Source organism: Arthrobacter sp. SAFR-044 (genome assembly GCF_051965175.1).
In the GTDB taxonomy this organism is placed as follows: domain Bacteria; phylum Actinomycetota; class Actinomycetes; order Actinomycetales; family Micrococcaceae; genus Arthrobacter.
Genome location: NZ_JBQCMK010000015.1, coordinates 36,883 through 53,888, shown reverse-complemented (window position 1 = coordinate 53,888; position 17,006 = coordinate 36,883). Strand labels below are relative to the sequence as shown.

At 65.5% G+C, this 17,006-nt stretch carries 16 protein-coding genes; 9 read left to right on the top strand and 7 right to left on the bottom strand.

What is annotated here, in order from left to right; translation table 11 throughout:
- Positions 1-17: 17 nt before the first annotated feature.
- The 3 genes from ACTHQS_RS18715 to ACTHQS_RS18705 are packed head-to-tail and all read right to left on the bottom strand — an operon-like array spanning position 18 to position 2,154.
- Positions 18-575, bottom strand: a complete 558-nt coding sequence (locus tag ACTHQS_RS18715; protein ID WP_440171881.1) for a hypothetical protein — start codon at positions 573-575, stop codon at positions 18-20.
- Complete coding sequence (locus tag ACTHQS_RS18710) at positions 572-1,369, bottom strand: alpha/beta hydrolase (protein WP_440171879.1); 798 nt, start codon at positions 1,367-1,369, stop codon at positions 572-574. Before ACTHQS_RS18710 ends, ACTHQS_RS18715 begins: the two co-directional genes overlap by 4 nt.
- Positions 1,366-2,154, bottom strand: coding sequence for an alpha/beta hydrolase (locus ACTHQS_RS18705; protein ID WP_440171877.1), 789 nt, complete (start codon positions 2,152-2,154; stop codon positions 1,366-1,368). Before ACTHQS_RS18705 ends, ACTHQS_RS18710 begins: the two co-directional genes overlap by 4 nt.
- Before the next feature lie 110 nt (positions 2,155-2,264).
- Between ACTHQS_RS18705 and ACTHQS_RS18700 the strand changes: the two genes are divergently transcribed.
- Positions 2,265-3,086: a lysophospholipid acyltransferase family protein gene (locus tag ACTHQS_RS18700; protein WP_440171875.1), complete on the top strand. Its 822-nt coding sequence runs from the start codon at positions 2,265-2,267 to the stop codon at positions 3,084-3,086.
- A gap of 98 nt (positions 3,087-3,184) precedes the next feature.
- Positions 3,185-4,576: a class II 3-deoxy-7-phosphoheptulonate synthase gene (locus tag ACTHQS_RS18695; RefSeq protein ID WP_159632253.1), complete on the top strand. Its 1,392-nt coding sequence runs from the start codon at positions 3,185-3,187 to the stop codon at positions 4,574-4,576.
- 50 nt (positions 4,577-4,626) lie between these two features.
- On the opposite strand, the gene pknB is transcribed toward ACTHQS_RS18695, so the two are convergent.
- Entirely contained in the window at positions 4,627-6,702 is a 2,076-nt protein-coding gene (pknB, locus tag ACTHQS_RS18690; protein WP_440171872.1) for a Stk1 family PASTA domain-containing Ser/Thr kinase, read from the bottom strand.
- Between the two features lie 101 nt (positions 6,703-6,803).
- Positions 6,804-8,204, bottom strand: coding sequence for a LysM peptidoglycan-binding domain-containing protein (locus tag ACTHQS_RS18685; RefSeq protein WP_440171870.1), 1,401 nt, complete (start codon positions 8,202-8,204; stop codon positions 6,804-6,806).
- Between the two features lie 249 nt (positions 8,205-8,453).
- Here ACTHQS_RS18685 and ACTHQS_RS18680 point away from each other — a divergent pair, with 249 nt between their 5' ends.
- Positions 8,454-8,807: an Rv2175c family DNA-binding protein gene (locus ACTHQS_RS18680; RefSeq protein ID WP_324644755.1), complete on the top strand. Its 354-nt coding sequence runs from the start codon at positions 8,454-8,456 to the stop codon at positions 8,805-8,807.
- 9 nt (positions 8,808-8,816) lie between these two features.
- Here ACTHQS_RS18680 and ACTHQS_RS18675 read toward each other — a convergent pair whose 3' ends face one another.
- Entirely contained in the window at positions 8,817-9,911 is a 1,095-nt protein-coding gene (locus ACTHQS_RS18675; protein WP_440171868.1) for a polyprenyl synthetase family protein, read from the bottom strand.
- Complete coding sequence (locus ACTHQS_RS18670) at positions 9,908-10,432, bottom strand: hypothetical protein (RefSeq protein ID WP_440171866.1); 525 nt, start codon at positions 10,430-10,432, stop codon at positions 9,908-9,910. Before ACTHQS_RS18670 ends, ACTHQS_RS18675 begins: the two co-directional genes overlap by 4 nt.
- A 124-nt stretch (positions 10,433-10,556) precedes the next feature.
- Between ACTHQS_RS18670 and dinB the strand changes: the two genes are divergently transcribed.
- From dinB to ACTHQS_RS18640, 6 genes are all read left to right on the top strand, one after another.
- A complete protein-coding gene (dinB, locus tag ACTHQS_RS18665) occupies positions 10,557-11,789 on the top strand; it encodes a DNA polymerase IV (protein ID WP_440171951.1) in 1,233 nt (410 codons plus the stop codon).
- Positions 11,790-12,041: 252 nt separating this feature from the next.
- On the top strand, positions 12,042-12,413 hold the full coding sequence (locus tag ACTHQS_RS18660; protein ID WP_440171864.1) for a DUF3040 domain-containing protein: 372 nt from the start codon (positions 12,042-12,044) through the stop codon (positions 12,411-12,413).
- Positions 12,414-12,777: 364 nt separating this feature from the next.
- A complete protein-coding gene (gene mraZ, locus ACTHQS_RS18655) occupies positions 12,778-13,206 on the top strand; it encodes a division/cell wall cluster transcriptional repressor MraZ (RefSeq protein WP_018763545.1) in 429 nt (142 codons plus the stop codon).
- Positions 13,207-13,372: 166 nt separating this feature from the next.
- A complete protein-coding gene (rsmH, locus tag ACTHQS_RS18650; protein ID WP_440171862.1) occupies positions 13,373-14,365 on the top strand; it encodes a 16S rRNA (cytosine(1402)-N(4))-methyltransferase RsmH in 993 nt (330 codons plus the stop codon).
- On the top strand, positions 14,362-15,096 hold the full coding sequence (locus ACTHQS_RS18645) for a hypothetical protein (protein WP_440171860.1): 735 nt from the start codon (positions 14,362-14,364) through the stop codon (positions 15,094-15,096). Before rsmH ends, ACTHQS_RS18645 begins: the two co-directional genes overlap by 4 nt.
- Positions 15,097-15,144: 48 nt before the next feature.
- Positions 15,145-16,947, top strand: a complete 1,803-nt coding sequence (locus ACTHQS_RS18640) for a peptidoglycan D,D-transpeptidase FtsI family protein (RefSeq protein ID WP_440171858.1) — start codon at positions 15,145-15,147, stop codon at positions 16,945-16,947.
- The last annotated feature ends 59 nt before the right edge of the window (positions 16,948-17,006 follow it).

Sequence of the window (17,006 nt, the reverse complement as noted above, 5' to 3'; positions counted from 1 at the left end):
GGATGGCTGGCGGGAAGCTAGACCCGGGCGCCGTCGTCGTCGCCGTTTTTTTCCTGGGGCAGCTTCATGATCAGGTACACCGTGGCCAGCACGAACACCGCAACGATGCCAACGACGGCCAGCAGGGGCGCTGACCGCCAGAACATGGCGGAGAGCAGCAGCGCGACAGGGCCGCCGACGGCGCCGAGCCACGCGAGCATGGTCAGGGGATCGGTGCCGGCCAGGCTGGGCGGTTCCTCCGGCACGAACTCCTCGCCGTCGTCGTCCACCTCGTAGTCCCGGGGCCCCTCTCCGGGCCCGTCCGTCCCATCCCCGGGCCGCGTCCGGCGCTCCGCCGGGGGCCTCTCCGCGGGCTGCGTTCCCGCCAGGCCCAGGGGATCGAAGTCGCGGAAGGTGGGCGGTGCCGGGGGCTCCGGCGCCGCAGCAACCGGTCCGGTTGGCAACTGTTCCCCGGGGGCGGGGGAATCGGGGCGGATCGCAACTGTGTCCGATTCGAGCCTGGCCACCAGGTCCAGCCACACGGCGTCGTCCTGGTTGGCGCCCTGGTCCGGCTGGTCGGAGTCAGGCCTGTTCACTGCGGACCTCCTGTCCCGGTCCCGCGTACCCCGGCGGGCGCGTCCTGCAGGACGCGCTTGATAAAGTCCACGGACCCTTCGAAGATGCGGTCGGCGTCGTTGTCCAGGGTGGCGACGTGGTAGCTGTTCTCGAGCCGCACCACTTCCAGCGGAGCATGCGTCAGCCCCCGCCTGAGGACGTCCATGCTGGCATCCGACACCACATGGTCCACGGTGGAGCGGTAGGCCTGTACAGGGGCGGTAACCCGGGGAAGGAGCCGGACGGTGTCCCTGAACATCTTGTTCAGTTCATGGGCAGCGGCCACGGGCGTGCGCGCGTAGGCGCCTTCATCCATCCCTGCCTTGAGGATGTCATTGCCGATCGACGGGGTGCTTTTGAGCACCAGCTTCAGGATTCCTGCCAAGGGCGCCCGGGGATCGTCAATCACCAGGCCGGGGTTCACCAGGAGCACTCCGGCGACGGGCCGGGTGGCCGCAATGCGCAGGGCCAGCGCCCCGCCCATGCTGAGGCCGGCCGCGAAGACCTGGTCGCACTCGGCGTCCAGTTCCAGGAAGGCGTCATCCAGGGCGCCGTGCCACTGTTGCCAGCGGGTGCGGGCCAGATCCTGCCACGTGGTCCCGTGGCCCGGCAGCAGCGGCATCCGGACGGCGAAACCGGCTGCTGCGAACGCCGTGGCCCAGGCGCGCAGGCCATGCGGGCTGCCCGTGAAGCCGTGGGAGAGGACCACCCCCGTGCTGGCCCCTTCGCCGCTGAAGGCGCTGGTGAACGGGCTGTGGTCCGGACCGGAGGTCATGGCGTCTCCAAGGTACTGGTGCGGCGGGCGTGGGCGGCGACGAATTCTCCGGACCTGGCGAAGATCGCGGGCGCGTCAACGTCCAGAGTAGCCACATGTCCGCTGCTGGCAAGCTCCGTCACCTCGTCGAGGTTGGCGCCCAGCCCCTTCTGCAGCAGTGCCAGTGAGGTGGGCGGGACCACGGCGTCGGTGCGGGACTTGAAGACCTGGACGGGGGCGTCAACACCTGGCAGGCCGCGAACGGCGGCGCGGAACAGTTTCTTGAGTTCATGCACGGCAGCCAGCGGGGTCAGCGAGTAGTCGCCGTCGTTCGTCGCAGGCGCCGTCGGCTGGTCCTCCTGGATGGGGACCGTGGTCCGCTGGAAGTACTTGAGGAGGCCGATGATCCGCACCCGGCGGTCGTAGAAGCTCAGGCCGGGGTTGACAACGCTGACCCCGGCCACCGGGTGGCGGGATGCCGCGAGGAGGGCGATGGCACCGCCCATCGACAGGCCCGCGGTGAAGCATGAATCCGTCCGGCCGGCCAGGTCGAGGAGGGCCTCTTCATAGCTGCGGTACCAGTCCTTCCAGCCTGTGGCTGCGAGCTGGCGCCAGTCTGTTCCGTGCCCCGGCAGCAGGGGGACGGATACGGCGTATCCCAGATCTGCGAGGTGCTGCGCCCACGGCATGACACTCAGGGGACTGCCTGTGAAACCGTGGCAGATGGCTACGCCGATGCGGGCGTTGGCCCCGTGGCCTGGATAACTGAAAGCGGCCGGACGGGGCGGGGTGCTGCTTTCAGTCATGACTCCATCGTGTCACTGTTCCAGCCAAATCTCACTAGAGTAGGGTTGCATTGAATCGCTGGCCAGGCCCGACGCAGGGCCTGGGGCTGCCTTCCGGAGAGGTTCACCACGTGTTCTATTGGGTCATGAAAAGGATCTTCCTCGGTCCGGTGATCAAGCTGCTCTTCAGGCCCTGGGTCAAGGGCCTGGACAACATTCCGGCGCAGGGGGCCGCCATCATCGCCTCCAACCACCTGTCGTTCTCCGACTCCATCTTCATGCCGCTCATGGTGCGGCGGCCCGTGGTCTTCCTCGCCAAGTCGGAATACTTCACTGGAACCGGCATCAAGGGCAGGCTTACGGCCGCATTCTTCCGCCTCACCAACCAACTGCCCATGGACCGCTCCGGAGGCGCTGCTTCCGCCGCGTCGCTGAACGCCGGGATGGAAGTGCTCAACGCAGGCGGGTTGCTGGGCATCTACCCGGAGGGCACGCGAAGCCCTGACGGACGGTTGTACCGGGGCAAGGTGGGCGTGGCCAGGCTCGCGCTGCAGGCAGGCGTCCCCGTGATCCCCGTGGCCATGATCGGCACGGACAAGGTGCAGCCCATCGGCAAACGGCTGCCGAACATCCGCAGGATCGGCATGATCTTCGGCGAGCCACTGGATTTCAGCCAGTACCGGGAGCAGGCGGAGGACCGGACGGTCCAGCGCAAGGTCACGGACGAGATCATGTCCCAGCTGCTGCGGCTCTCCGGCCAGGAGTACGTGGATGAATACGCAGCCGTAGTGAAGCTGCGGCTCGCCGGCAAGCCTGAGGAACCCCGGGCCGCAGCTGAGCCCCTTGCCGCCCCGGCGGCCTCCGACGGCGGGTTCGTCCCGGACGCCGGCTCCGGTACGGCGTCGGCACATCCTGGTATGGAGGACGACGCCGGCACGCAGGCCACGGGGTAGCGGAACCTGCCGGCGGCCGCGCGGCAGTTATGACGGGGACAGCGGACAGCGTGACGGTCCGGTGCCCGCCGCTGCCGCCCTGCCGCTAGTCTTAGAGGGTGACTGAGCTATCTGCAAAACCAGCCTTTTCTCTGTCCAGCACCGCCCAGAGCGGAGCGGCCAACTATCCCGGACTGGACCACTGGCGGGACCTTCCCATCTCCCAGCAGCCCAGCTGGCAGGACCGGGATGTATTTGAGGCGTCGGTGAAGGAACTGTCGGTCCTTCCGCCGCTGGTGTTTGCGGGTGAAGTGGACGTCCTGCGGGAGCGGCTGGCTGCCGCCGCCCAGGGCAAGGCGTTCCTGCTGCAGGGCGGCGACTGTGCCGAGACCTTCGAGGCAGCCACGGCTGACAAGATCAGCGCCCGCGTCAAGACCATCCTCCAGATGGCAGTGGTGCTTACCTACGGCGCCGCCATGCCGGTCATCAAAATGGGCCGCATGGCTGGCCAGTTCGCCAAGCCCCGTTCCTCCAATGACGAAACCCGCGACGGCGTGACCCTGCCCGCCTACCGCGGCGACATCGTCAACGGGTACGACTTCACTCCCGAGTCCCGCGGCCACGACGCCGCGCGCATGCTGCGCGCCTACCACACGTCGGCCTCCACCCTGAACCTCATCCGCGCCTTCACCCAGGGTGGTTTCGCGGACCTGCGCTCGGTGCACCAGTGGAACAAGGGCTTTACCGAAAACCCCGCCCACGCCCGTTACGAGTCGCTGGCCCGCGACATTGACCGTGCCATCAAATTCATGGACTCCTGCGGCGCAGACTTCGAAGCCCTCAAGCGGGTGGAGTTCTTCGCCAGCCACGAGGCACTGCTGCTGGATTACGAACGCGCGCTGACCCGCATTGACTCCCGCACCGGCTTCCCGTACGACACCTCGGCCCACTTCCTCTGGATCGGCGAGCGTACCCGGGAACTCGACCACGCCCACGTCGACTTCCTCTCGCGGGTACGCAACCCCATCGGCGTGAAGCTGGGCCCGTCCACCACCGGTGATGACGCCCTTCGCCTGATCGACAAGCTCGACCCGGACCGCGAGCCCGGCCGCCTCACCTTCATCACCCGCATGGGCGCCGGCAACATCCGCGAGAAGCTGCCTGCCGTCGTCGAGAAGGTCACCGCCTCCGGGGCGCAGGTCCTGTGGGTCACCGACCCCATGCACGGCAACACGGTCACGTCACCCAACGGATACAAGACGCGGAACTTCGACGACGTCATCGACGAAGTTCGCGGCTTCTTCGAGGTGCACCACGGGCTGGGGACCGTACCGGGCGGCCTGCACGTGGAGATGACAGGCGACGACGTCGCCGAGTGCCTGGGCGGCGCCGACCCGATAGACCAGGATGCGTTCCTGGACCGCTACGAGTCTGTCTGCGACCCCCGCCTGAACCACATGCAGTCACTCGAAATGGCCTTCCTGGTAGCCGGCGCGCTCGCCAAGCACTAGGAACAAAGCCAAACGGTTCAAGGTGGGCAGGCGATGCCTGCCCACCCTGACTACACCACCGTGATGGTGACGACCGAGCCTTCCGGGACCTCGCGGTCCACCGGCGACTGGTCCCGCACGGTGCCGAAGAAGCCGCCCAGGATGTTGTTCACCCGGACCTGGAAGCCCAGTGCCTCGAGCGCCTTGCGTGCCTCCGATGCCTGCTTGCCGATGAAGCTGGGGACGGCAACCATCCTGGGGCCCTTGGAGATGGTCAGGGTGACCGTGCCGCCCCTGGCCAGCGTCCCATTGGGCGGGGACTGGCTGACGACGGCGCCCTCCGGAACGTTCCGGTCGAACACCTCATCAGGGGCCACCTCAGCGGTGAGGCCTGCCGCCTCAACCGCAGCCACGGCATCGTCCTCGGCCTTTCCCACGACCGACGGAACGGCAATGGGCTGCGGGCCCTTGGAAACCACAAGTCCTACGGGAGTACCGTGCCGGGCAGGGGTGCCGGCAGCGGGATCCTGGGACAGGACGGCTCCGGCAGCTGCTTCCTCATCGAATTTTTCGGCGACCGTCCCCAGCGCCATCTCCGCCGCATTCAGGACGGTCTTTGCTGCGTCCAAACTCCCGCCGGTGAGCTTTGGCAACGGGAAAAGCTGGGGCCCCTTCGACACCAGCAGTGAGACAGGCTGGAACTTCCGGATTTCCGTCCCCGCGGCGGGTTCGCTGCCCACCACGAGGCCGGTCGGCACGTCGTCGTCGAAGACATCGCTCGTGGTGGAGCGGAAGCCCACCCCGTCGAGCAGTTGCTGGGCCTGGGCCACTGTCTTGTTGGCCACTGCAGGAACGGCAGCGGCGGCACCGGGCCCCATGCCGAAGAACCAGCCGGCGCCCGTGGCCAGCAGGGCCGCGAGGATGAGGACCACCACCCATATGAGGCCGCGGCGGCGCGGATTTCCTTCCCGAAGGGTACGCACCGCTGTGGCGGCGGCCAGCGCGCGCAGCTTCTCGCTTTCCCGGTCGGCTTTCCGCTGCGCCCGCTTGCCCAGCCGCGGTGGCGGGGGAGACCAGCCGCTGTCCGCATCGTCGTCGTCGGGCAGCGTAAGTCCGGGCCGCTGATGGTGGGCCACGTGCTCGGTCGGGAAATCGGCTGTCGGGTACTGCCCCGGCGGGTAGGCGGGGGCAGCCGGCCGGGAGGGAGGCATCAGGGTTGTCGGATTGCTGGCGCGGCCCAGGACCTCGGTCTGGTGCGGATACGCGGCCGCTGCCGCTGCCGGGGGCTGCAGGTCCAGCTCCGCGTCGGTGAGGTTGGTCCGGATGTGGCGCAGTTCCTGGAGCAGCGCGTTGCCGTCCACCGGCCGGTTCTCGGGATCGTTGGCGGTGCACCACTGCACCAGTTCATCCACTTCGGCGGCGAGCCGGGGGACAAGATCCGACGGTGGTCCCACCGTACCGTTGACGTGCTGGTAAGCCACCTGGATGGGTACTTCGCCCTCGAACGGCTGGCTCCCGGTCAGCATTTCATACAGCATGATGCCCACGGAATAGACGTCGCTGCGCGCATCCGCCGGTTTTCCAAGGACCAGTTCCGGCGAGATGTAGGCCACTGTCCCGATCAGGGCCCCGGTGCTGGTTGAGCTGGTGACGGCACGGGCCAGGCCAAAGTCCCCGATCTTGATCCGGCCGTCGTCGGCGATCAGGACGTTCTCGGGCTTCACGTCGCGGTGGATGAAGCCGGCTGCGTGTGCCGCACCCAACCCCTCCACCACAGGGTCGATCAGTGCCAGCGCCAGCCGGGGTGGCAGGGCGCCCCTGTCCCTGAGGACGTCCCTGAGCGTGTGGCCCTTGATGTATTCCATAACGAGATAGGCGGTATTGCCGTCGTTGCCCTGGTCCAAAACACCCACTACGTGCGGATGGGACAGGCGGGCGGCTGCCTTGGCCTCACGGCCTAGCCTGCCCAGGAAGTTTTCGTCGGCGGCGAGGTGGGGGTGCAGCACCTTGAGCGCCACCTCACGGTCCAGCCTTTGGTCAATGGCCAGGTAGACGGTGGACATCCCGCCACGGGCAAGCCTGGAGGTGACGGCATAGCGGTTGTCCACCAGCGTCCCTACAACTGGGTCTGACACGTGTTCCTGCACCCTACGATCCTAATCCCGCAGCAAAACGCGTCCGAAATGAAAACGGGTCCGAACCGGTAACGGTTCGGACCCGCAAACAGATATTGGTCAGTGGCAGCAGCTCAGCTGAAGTTCTTCTGATGTGCCTTGATCGCCGCCAGGTAGGCCTTGGTGTCGTCGTACATGCCGTACTTACTCACCGAGTACTGGCCCTGGTAGTAGCCCGCAATCGCAGTGTCCTGGTCCTTGCTGGTGGCCAGCAGTTGCCGGATGATGGCGACGCCGGCCGTGGCGTTGTCGTACGGGTCCAGCAGGTTCAGCTTCCGGCCAACAAGGTCGGACGCCCACTGCCCGGAGCTGGGAATGACCTGCATGGTGCCGATCGCGTTCGCCGGTGACACTGCCCGCTGGTTGAAGCCGGATTCCTGGAAAGCGAAAGCCATGGCCAGGGAGGGATCCACACCCATGCGGCGCGCGGTGTCGGCAACGATGTTCTTCATCTCATCCCGTGAGGGGACGGGGGAGGCGTTCAGCAGGGCCTTGTTCTCGTTGGCGGAGCTGACCACAGCGGCGGGGTAGCTGAACCCCAGGAAGGAACTGGGCACCAGCGGAGCGGCTGCCGGCTGGGGTGCTGCCGCTGCGGGCTGCGCGGCCGCCTGGCCGGAGCCGCCGGGAATCACCAGTTTGCTGCCCGGATAAATGACCGTGGTCATACCCAGTTTGTTCGCGGCGAGCAGGTCCGACAGCTTGACGCCGTGGCGGGATGCGATGGCCGAGAGCGTATCGCCGGCCTTGATGGTGTAGGAGCCCGTGGCCGGTGCCGTGGTGTTGGCCAGTGCCGGTGCCGCCGGGGCCGGGGCCGCGGCCGGTGCAGGCGCTGCCGGTGCAGGCGCGGCGTCGCCGCCGCCCACCTTGACCTTCTGTCCCGGATAGATGATGGAGCGCATCGAGAGGTTGTTCCAGGCAAAGACGTCCGAAAGCGACACGTTGTGCTTCGCGGCGATGGCGCCAAGGGTGTCACCGGGCTTTACCGTGTAAGTTGCGCCGCCGGCCGGGGCCGGGGCTGCGGGCGCAGGGGCAGCGGCGGGTGCCGGAGCCGCAGGCTCCGCCGAGCCGGAAAGCTTGAGCTTCTGGCCGGGGTAAATAATGGTGTTGGCCTGAAGGTTGTTCAGCTTCAGGATGTCTCCGGTGCTGAGGCCAAAACGTCCGGCGATGGCGCTGACGGTATCACCGCGGACGATCGTGTACTCAGCGGGCGCAGCCGGCTGCGTGGGCTGGAAGGCCGCGGGAATGGTGGTGGAGACAACAGCGGCAGGGATTACGCTGCCCGCCGCTTTCGCTGCGGCCTGGGCCTTCATCGCTGCTGCAAGGCTGCTCGGAATATTCCGTGCGGGCTGCTGGGCCGCGGCCGGCTGGGCGAGGGCCAAGGATGACAGTACGACCGCTGGCAGCGCCGCAGTGGTTGCGGCAATCATCGGCAGACTCGGCTTGGGGGGCTGCTTGGGCGAGCGGGACATCGTCATCGGAAAGAATCCTCTTCTCAACTGCGGGTGCGGACGCGGGCGGGGATGCCGCTGTCAATCTTGATACTACTGTGACTTAAGTTATCCGTGTTACAAATGTGATGTGTGTGAATCTCTCATGAATTTGCTGATAGCACAAGAATTTTAGGAATTCCCGTAATGGCTTCTTTTCGGGAGTGTCCGCAGGCCAGGGGCGGAATGAATTGCTCCGACTAGGCGGCGGGGTGGACGGCGTGGCAACCTTGATCCGTGAGTAATGTAGAAAACCTGGTGGGCCAGTGGTTGCCGCTGCCCGACGTCGCCCGTTTGTTGGATGTTTCAATTACCAAGGTGCACAGCCTGATTGACGAGCGTTCCCTGGCGGCGTTGCGCGTGGGCGACCGGAAAATCCGTTCGGTACCCGCCGAGTTCATCCAGGACGGCCAGGTAGTGGACAGCCTTAAAGGAACCATCGTGGTGCTGGCGGACGCCGGCTACTCAGACGAGGACCTCATCGTCTGGCTGTTCACCGAAGACGAATCGTTGCGCGGCCGCCCCATTGACGCCCTGCGGGAAGGCCGCAAGACGGAAATCAGGCGCAGGGCCCAGACCCTGGCCTGGTAACGGACCGGCTCAGGAGGCTCGGCTGACCGTTACCTCGGCCAGCCTCCGAAGGGCGGTTTTGGGCAGCTCTTCCAATTCGAGTCCGTCCAGGGCGTCAAATGCCGCGGATCCGAATTCACTGATGAGGACCTCAGTAGCCTGCAGCGCTCCGGAATCCTCGATGATCCGCCGGATTTCCAGGATGTCAGCGTCCGAAAGATCCGGGCTGCCAAGGCTGGCATCAATGAAGGCCGATTCCTCCGGCGAAGCCTGGTCCAGGGCGAGGGCCACCAGAACCGTCCGCTTTCCTTCGCGCAGGTCATCGCCCGCCGGCTTGCCCGTGGTCAACGGATCCCCGAACACGCCCAGGACGTCGTCGCGGAGCTGGAAGGCTTCACCGAGCGGAAGGGCAAAAGCTGAATAGCCCCGAAGCAACTCATTCGAGGCTCCAGCCAGGGCTCCGCCCAGGGCCAAAGGGTGTTCCGTGGAGTATTTGGCGCTCTTGAACCGGATGATCGACTGTGCCCTGCCGACGGCACCTGCCCGGTCCCGGACCGGACCTGCTACTTCTTCCAGGATGTCCAGGTACTGGCCGGCCATCACCTCTGCCCGCATGAGGTTGAAGATCAACCGGGCCCGGCTTCCCGAGGCAGCCCGCTCGCCGATGTCCGTGAACGCCTCCTCGCTGAAGGACAGGCAAAGGTCGCCCGCAAGTATGGCAGCGGCCTGGCCAAACCGTTCGCTGTCCAGTGCCCAGCCCTGCGCGGTGTGCAGTTGGCTGAAGCGGCGGTGCACGCTGGGACCGCCCCGCCGGGTATCCGAACGGTCGATGATGTCATCGTGGATCAGGGCGGCCGCCTGGAACAGCTCGAGCGCAGCACCGGCCGTAACCACCTCGCCGGCCCCCGCCTCGCCGCCTGCACCCCGCCAGCCCCAGTAGCACATCAAGGCTCGGAGGCGCTTGCCGCCGGTGACCAGATTGGAGATCGACCCCATGATGGGCTCGATATCAGGGGAGATGCCGGACATGACGGCCTGCCGGGCCGTCAGGAAACCTGTGAGCTCACCAGCCACCCCTGCTACGAAGCCGGCCTGTTCATTCCTCAGCTGCTCGGCGGCCGTCACTTTGCAGACTCAGCTGCCACGTTGGCACCGATGGTGAAGGTGGAAACGCCGGCGGCTTCAACGACCGAGAGGTTAACAGTCTCGCTGTCCCCGCGGACGAAATCCTTGGATGCCACTCCGCCCACTTTGTCCCCGGGCACGGCCTTGAACCCCTGGCCCTCCAACGCCTTGCTGTAGAAGTCGATGACTGAGGCGGTGGGGGCGCTGACCGTACCGACGAGTGCGGCGGTCGAAGGGGAGGAGGCCTTGTCGAAGCTGCTGGAGACAACCGTTGCGCCGGTCATCAGCGGGAGGAGCTGCTGCGGAAAGCCCGCCACCATGGCACCCACGGTTGCGGAGGTATTGGGCGACGCCGAGGGGCTGGGTGAAGCCGTCAGGGCTGACTGGGTTGCGGCAATGGAAGCGGACTGGGACGGCTCAGCTTGTCCGGACGGTGCCTGGCTGCAGGCAGCCAGGACAAGCGCCCCAACAGCGGCAAGCGCGGCCAGGCCAGCTGGCTTGAAGTATCCAATAGCCGTCACGAAGACTTTCCTCCTGGTGTTGTTGGCGGAACCAGCCTCCAGTTTAGCCAGCCTGAAATGCTCTCCTGACAAACCCGGGCAGTCCCTACCAACCGATAGGATTGCAGCCGTGGGGCCCGCAGGTATGAACCAGGCATCCGCCGCGCGCCTTCCGGGCCGGCGGCGCACGTGCATCATGCACGTCGACATGGATGCGTTCTTTGTCTCGGTGGAACTGCGCACGCGGCCCGAACTTCGCGGCAAGCCCGTGATCGTCGGCTTCCCTGGGGAGCGTTCGGTGGTCCTCTCCGGTTCCTACGAGGCCCGGGCCTTCGGGGTCAAATCAGCGATGCCCATGGCCGTGGCAATGCGGATGTGTCCGCAGGCAGTGGTGATCGAACCGCGGCACAAGCTCTACTACGAGGTGTCGGGGCAGCTGATGGCCATCTTCGAATCCATCACCGGCCTCGTCGAGCCCCTCAGCGTTGACGAGGCCTTCCTGGATGTCACGGGAGCACTCCGGAGGTTGGGCCCGCCCAGGGGAATCGGTGAGATGATCCGCCGCCGGGTCGCAGCGGAACTTGGCATCACTGCGTCGGTGGGGATCGCGGAGACCAAGTTCGTTGCCAAGATCGCATCCACCCGGTGCAAGCCGGACGGGCTGCTGCTCATCGGGCCGGACCAGACCGTTCCTTACCTTCATAGCCTGCCCGTGGGCGCACTCTGGGGCGTTGGTGCCAAAACGAAAGAGGTGCTGGCAAAGATGGGCATCAAAACCGTGGCCGACGTTGCGGAAACTCCGGTGTCGTCCTTGAAGAAGGTCCTGGGCGCAACGGGAGAGCACGTTCACCAGCTTGCATGGGGCATCGATCCCCGTCCGGTGACGCCGGTGCGGTTGGAAAAGAGTATCGGGGCGGAAGAGACCTTTGCCACGGACACCGACGACGACGCCCTCCTTCGCCGGGAACTGCTGCGGCTTTCCCACCGCACGGCGGGCCGTCTGCGGAGCTCTGGAATGGTGGCCCGGACCGTCGCCCTGAAGTTGCGGTTCGCCGACTTTTCCACAATCACCCGCAGCAGGACCGTCCAGACCCCTGTGGACAGCGCCCAACTCATCTATGCGGTGGCAGTCCAGCTCCTGGAGTCCCTGGGGGCCAGGGCCATGACCGTACGGTTGGTAGGTGTCCGGGCCGAGCAGCTCGAGGAAGCGGCCCGGACCTCTCTCCAGCTGAGCATTGACCGCAGGGATGACAACTGGCGTGCCGCGGAGCAGGCGCTGGACGAGGTGGCCCGGAAATTCGGCAACAAGTCGGTCCTCCCGGCACGCCTCATGGAGCCGGAAAACCGGCCGGGCGACAGCACGCAACGGCCCGCCTGACAGGGGCCCCTGAAGTCATTGCCGTCTTTCAGATCAGCCCTCAACAATCTATCCTTAGAGGTACATAGTTTCGAGTGAATGGACTTACTGCCGGACCCTCTTGGACATGCTCCCGCTCCCGCGACCGCATGCTGGGTTCCTGCTTTGGCCAAAGCCGGCCGGGCGGGAACTTTCCAGCAACAGCAGGCGTTCTACGGAGTAGAAGTAGTGGCTGGGATCAGCCCGGACGTTGGCCTACAAAAGGAGGTCGTGATGCCGCTGTCGGAGCACGAACAGAAGCTGCTTGAGCAGCTTGAAAAGCAGCTTCACGAGGACGACCCGAAATTTGCGAACTCAATGGGTTCGGATCCGGGGCGTTCATGGTCAACCAGGCATGTGGTCATTGGGGTCCTGTGCGCGCTGGCCGGCGTCTTCCTGTTGCTGGTGGGCGTCAGTTTCCAGAACATCCTTGTAGGAGTGCTGGGCTTCGTCGTCATGGGCGGCGGGGTGTACTTCGCCACAATGCGCAGCTCCCGCGGCAAGGCCGGATCCAAGGCCGGCAGCGGCAAACCCGGAAAGCAGCGCAGTTCGTTTATGAGCAGCCTGGAAGAGCGTTGGGACGAGCGCCGCAGGGGAGAGCCCTAAGCAACTCCGGGAGGCCGGCCGCTTTCCGGCTCCCGCCTCCTCCATTTCGCTCCCCCTGGCAGCAGGGGAATGCGAAAAGATCCGCTCCGGCGGGTCTTTTCGCATTTAAAGGGCAATTTCGGGGAAATTCGCTCCATGCCGGCGGTTGATCGGAATTCCGACGCCCCAGCCGATGTGAAACTTCCTCCACTTCCCACCACCGGGCCCAATCCGCGGTAATTCAAGGCCTTTTTCCCATATTCCGGTCCTGCGCGGGGCGGTTTTGCGTTGACTGTGGTGGAAAGTGGAGTAATGTGGAGGACATAAGAGGGTGGTTGCAACATAGGGGATGTGCAGTTCCTGACGGCGGACAGGCGGTGGGCCAGTGTTTCTGGGCACTCACTCGCCGCGTCTGGATGAAAAGGGACGGATCATTCTCCCCGCTAAGTTCCGTGAGGAACTTGCCAGCGGGCTGGTGCTCACGAGGGGCCAGGAGCGTTGCATCTACGTCTTCAGCGAGAAGGAATTCGCACGGGTTCACGAGCAGATGCGGGAGGCTCCAATCTCCTCCAAGCAGGCACGTGACTACATCCGCGTATTTCTCTCTGGAGCCTCGGACGAGGTACCTGACAAGCAGGGGCGCGTGACTATTCCACCGGCGCTCCGGGAGTATGCAGGACTCGGTAGGGAACTTGCCGTTATCGGCGCCGGTACCCGCGCCGAGATCTGGGACGCCCAGGCTTGGAATGAATACCTTGCGGAGAAGGAGACGGCCTTTTCCGAAACTGACGATCCCATTCCGGGCATTCTCTGAATCCCGGAGCAGGGCGGCAGATGGTTTCTTGGATGAGATCTCCAGCCGGCCCATCGGCTGCCAACCTGGCTCACCTTCCCCGGAGCCAGGCGGGCGGAACGGTAGGCGCGGATGGGGATCTGATCCCAGAAGCAACAGGGGACAACGACGGCGGAAAGGACCAGGCATGACCGATCAACCCAAGCCCACGTCCGAACGCCATGTACCGGTCCTTCGCGACCGGTGCATCAATTTGTTGGCACCGGGATTCGAAGCGGCAAGGCTGCGCGGTGAGACCCCCGTTGCTGTCGACACCACCCTGGGCATGGGAGGGCACTCCGAGGCCATGCTCCAACGGTTTCCCGACCTCCACCTCATCGGGATCGACCGTGACGAGGAAGCACTGGCACTTGCAGGCGAACGCCTTGAGCCGTTCACCGCCCGCACTGACCTGGTCCACGCCGTGTACGACGAGATCCAGGACGTCCTGGCAGACCTCGGCATCGCCGAAGCGCACGGCATCCTCATGGACCTGGGCGTCTCCTCCCTGCAGCTTGACGAGCGTGAGCGCGGCTTCGCCTACTCTTTCGACGCTCCGCTGGACATGCGCATGGACACCAGCCGGGGCCAAACCGCTGCGGACGTCGTGAACACTTACAGCGAGGAAGACCTGGTCCGGATCATCCGGAAGTGGGGCGAGGAAAAGTTCGCCGGCCGGATTGCCAACCGGATCGTCGCAGCGCGCGCCGCCAAACCATTCGCCACCACCGGGGAGCTTGTGGAGCAGATCCGTTCCGTGGTCCCAGCCTCCGCTGCGAAGTCCGGCGGACATCCCGCCAAGCGGACCTTCCAGGCCTTGCGGATCGAGGTCAACGAAGAACTCGATGTCCTGGAACGGGCGGTTCCCGCCGCCGTCGATTCACTGGCCCTCGGCGGCCGCATCGTGGTCATGTCCTACCACTCGCTGGAGGACAAGATCGTCAAAGGCGTTTTCCAGTCCCGCTCCAAGTCTTCGGCGCCCCTGGGTTTCCCGGTGGAGCTGGAAGAACACAAGCCCGAACTCAAGACCCTGACCAAAGGCACCGAGGTGCCCACCGCCGTCGAAATCGCCGAAAACCCGCGTGCCGCCTCCGCCAGGCTCCGCGCGGCAGAACGAATCAGAGCCAGGAGAGCTGCATGAGCACCGCCGCCGTCAAGAACTTTCCCGTTGTTTCCGGCAGCTCGGCGCCCGATGCCAGGCCGGCAGGCAAACCGGGCGGGGCGCAAAAGGCCCGTACACCGCTCTCCGTGGTCCGGTCGGCCCCGCGGAAGCGGCGTGCACCTTTCGTTGTGCTGTGCTTTGCGATGCTCGCAGTAGCACTGGTTGCGGTGCTGGTCCTGAACATCTCGGTGTCCACCGCGCAGTACCAGCTGGTGGAGCTGCGTGCCAAGCAGAGCTCGCTGACCAAGGCCAACCAGGACCTTACCCAGCAAGTGCAGAACTATGAGGCCCCGCAAAACCTCGCGGCCAAGGCCACCGAGCTGGGCATGGTGGCATCCACGGTGAAAGGCCAGATTGACCTGTCCACCCTGTCTGTCACAGGAAAGGCGACCCCCGCAGTCAAGGGCGCGGCAACAGGAGCGGTGATCCCGTCGCCTGCCGTGGCCGGCCAGCTGATTGTGCCGCCGGCGTCCAAGGGCGCTGAGTCCAAGAATGCGGAGTCCAAGGCTGCAGATCCCAAGGCGCCCGCAGCTGACAAGGCCGCGGCGCCGGGCGCCGGGAACGCTGGAGCTCCCTCCGCAGATGCCGCCCAAGCCGCTGCAAACCAGGCTGCTGCAGCCGCGCAGGCCGCAGCAGCGGCGGCAAAGCCGGCCCCCGAACTTCACGGCGGCTCCGTACCGGCACCGCAGCAGAAGGTTCCCGGACAGTAGGCCGGCGGGCACGTCAGGCAACAGCGTCGAGCAGCAAGGAAATCCACGGTGGCGAAGACGACCGGCAAGGCAGGAAAAAGCAAGGTACCCAACGCCACGAAGCGCTTGCGGCTGGGGCTCGGCGTCATGCTTACCCTCCTGCTCGTGGTGGGCGGGAAGCTCTTCCTGGTCCAGGGGCTGGACGTCGGCGGCATGGCGGAAGCTGCACTGAACAGCAGGATGACGTCGGCCATCCTGCCGGCCGAGCGGGGCAGCATCCTGGACTCGCGCGGCACCGTCCTGGCCAACAGCGTGATCCGCTACAACATCGTGGTTGACCAGCGGGTCAACACCAAAACCGAGTCTTACAAGCGGCTGGAACAAACTGACGGCCACGAAAAGCTGGTGGACGTCAGCCGCGACCAGGCAATCTCCGAACTTGCCTCGGCCCTGGGCATGGACACCAACGCTGTCAGGGACGCCGTGACCGGCCAGCAGCCCTATTACATCGTGGCCAAGGATGTAAAACCCGATGTTGAGGACCGGATCTCCAAGCTCCAGGTTCCGGGCATCGTTGCCGAGGGCGTCAGCAAGCGCGTTTATCCGAATGGTGCCGTTGCAGGGGGAGTAGTGGGATTCCTCCAGGACGGTACCACCGGGCAGGCCGGCATTGAGCAGACGCAGGACGACAAGCTGAAGGGAACGGACGGCAAGCGCCTGTTCGAGATCGGCGCCGACGGGCTCCGCATCCCCGTTGGCCTTGACGAGTTGACCCCGCCCCGGAACGGCGAGGACGTCAAACTCACCCTCAACTCCGACCTGCAGTACTTTGCCCAGCAGGCCATCCAGAGCCAGGCGGACAAGCTGAGCGCCGAATGGGGCGTCATCATCGTGATGGATGCCAAAACCGGGAACCTGCTTGCCCTGGCGGACACCAACTCCCCGGACCCCAACAACCCCGGACTGGTGGCGGCCAAGGACCGCGGCGTCCGCTCCGTGACGGCAGCGTATGAGCCGGGCTCGGTGGAGAAGATGATGACGGCCGCAGCCGTGATCGATGAAGGCCTTGCCAAGCCACTGGACAGGTTCACCATTCCACCCACCTACACCGTGGATGGCCAGACGTTCAGCGACGCCTTCACGCACGGCACGGAGGAACGGACGCTGGCGGGAATCATCGGCTATTCCATGAACACCGGAACCGTGATGGCAGGCCAGCGGCTTAGCAAGGAACAGCGCTACGACTGGCTGAAGAAGTTCGGCATTGGCGAGGCGCCGGACATTGGACTTCCCGCGACGGCCTCCGGCATCCTTTCACCCCCGGACCAGTGGGACGGGCGCCAGCAGTACACCGTCCTCTTCGGCCAGGGCGTATCGCAGTCCACACTCCAGACCGTCCGGGCCTACCAGAGCATCGCCAACAACGGCGTCATGCTGCAGCCACGGCTGATCGACTCCTACATTTCCGCCGATGGGACTGAGGAGAAAGTACCGGCCCAGCCATCCCGGCAGATTGTGTCGGACAGTACCGCCCAGCAGGTCCAGGACATCCTGGAAAGCGCCGTCACCGAGGGCGAAATCAAGGATGCCGGCATCGACGGCTACCGGGTGGGTGCCAAGACCGGTACCTCCGAATCGCCCTGCGACGACGGCAAGTCCGGTTACTGCGGCTACACCGCCTCCATCGTGGGAATGGCGCCGATGGATGATCCGCGGTTTATTGTGGAGGTGGTGCTCCAGCGGCCGAAGGGCAGCATTTACGGCATCACGAACGGACCGGTGTTCCGGTCCGTCATGAGCCAGACGCTGCGGACCTACAACGTCCAGCCTTCAACCGGCGAACCGGCCAGGATGCCCCAGTACGCCAAATAGCAGCTGTTCCACGCCGGCAGTACCAGCAGCATCCAGCGCATCACAGTGCCCGGGGCCGA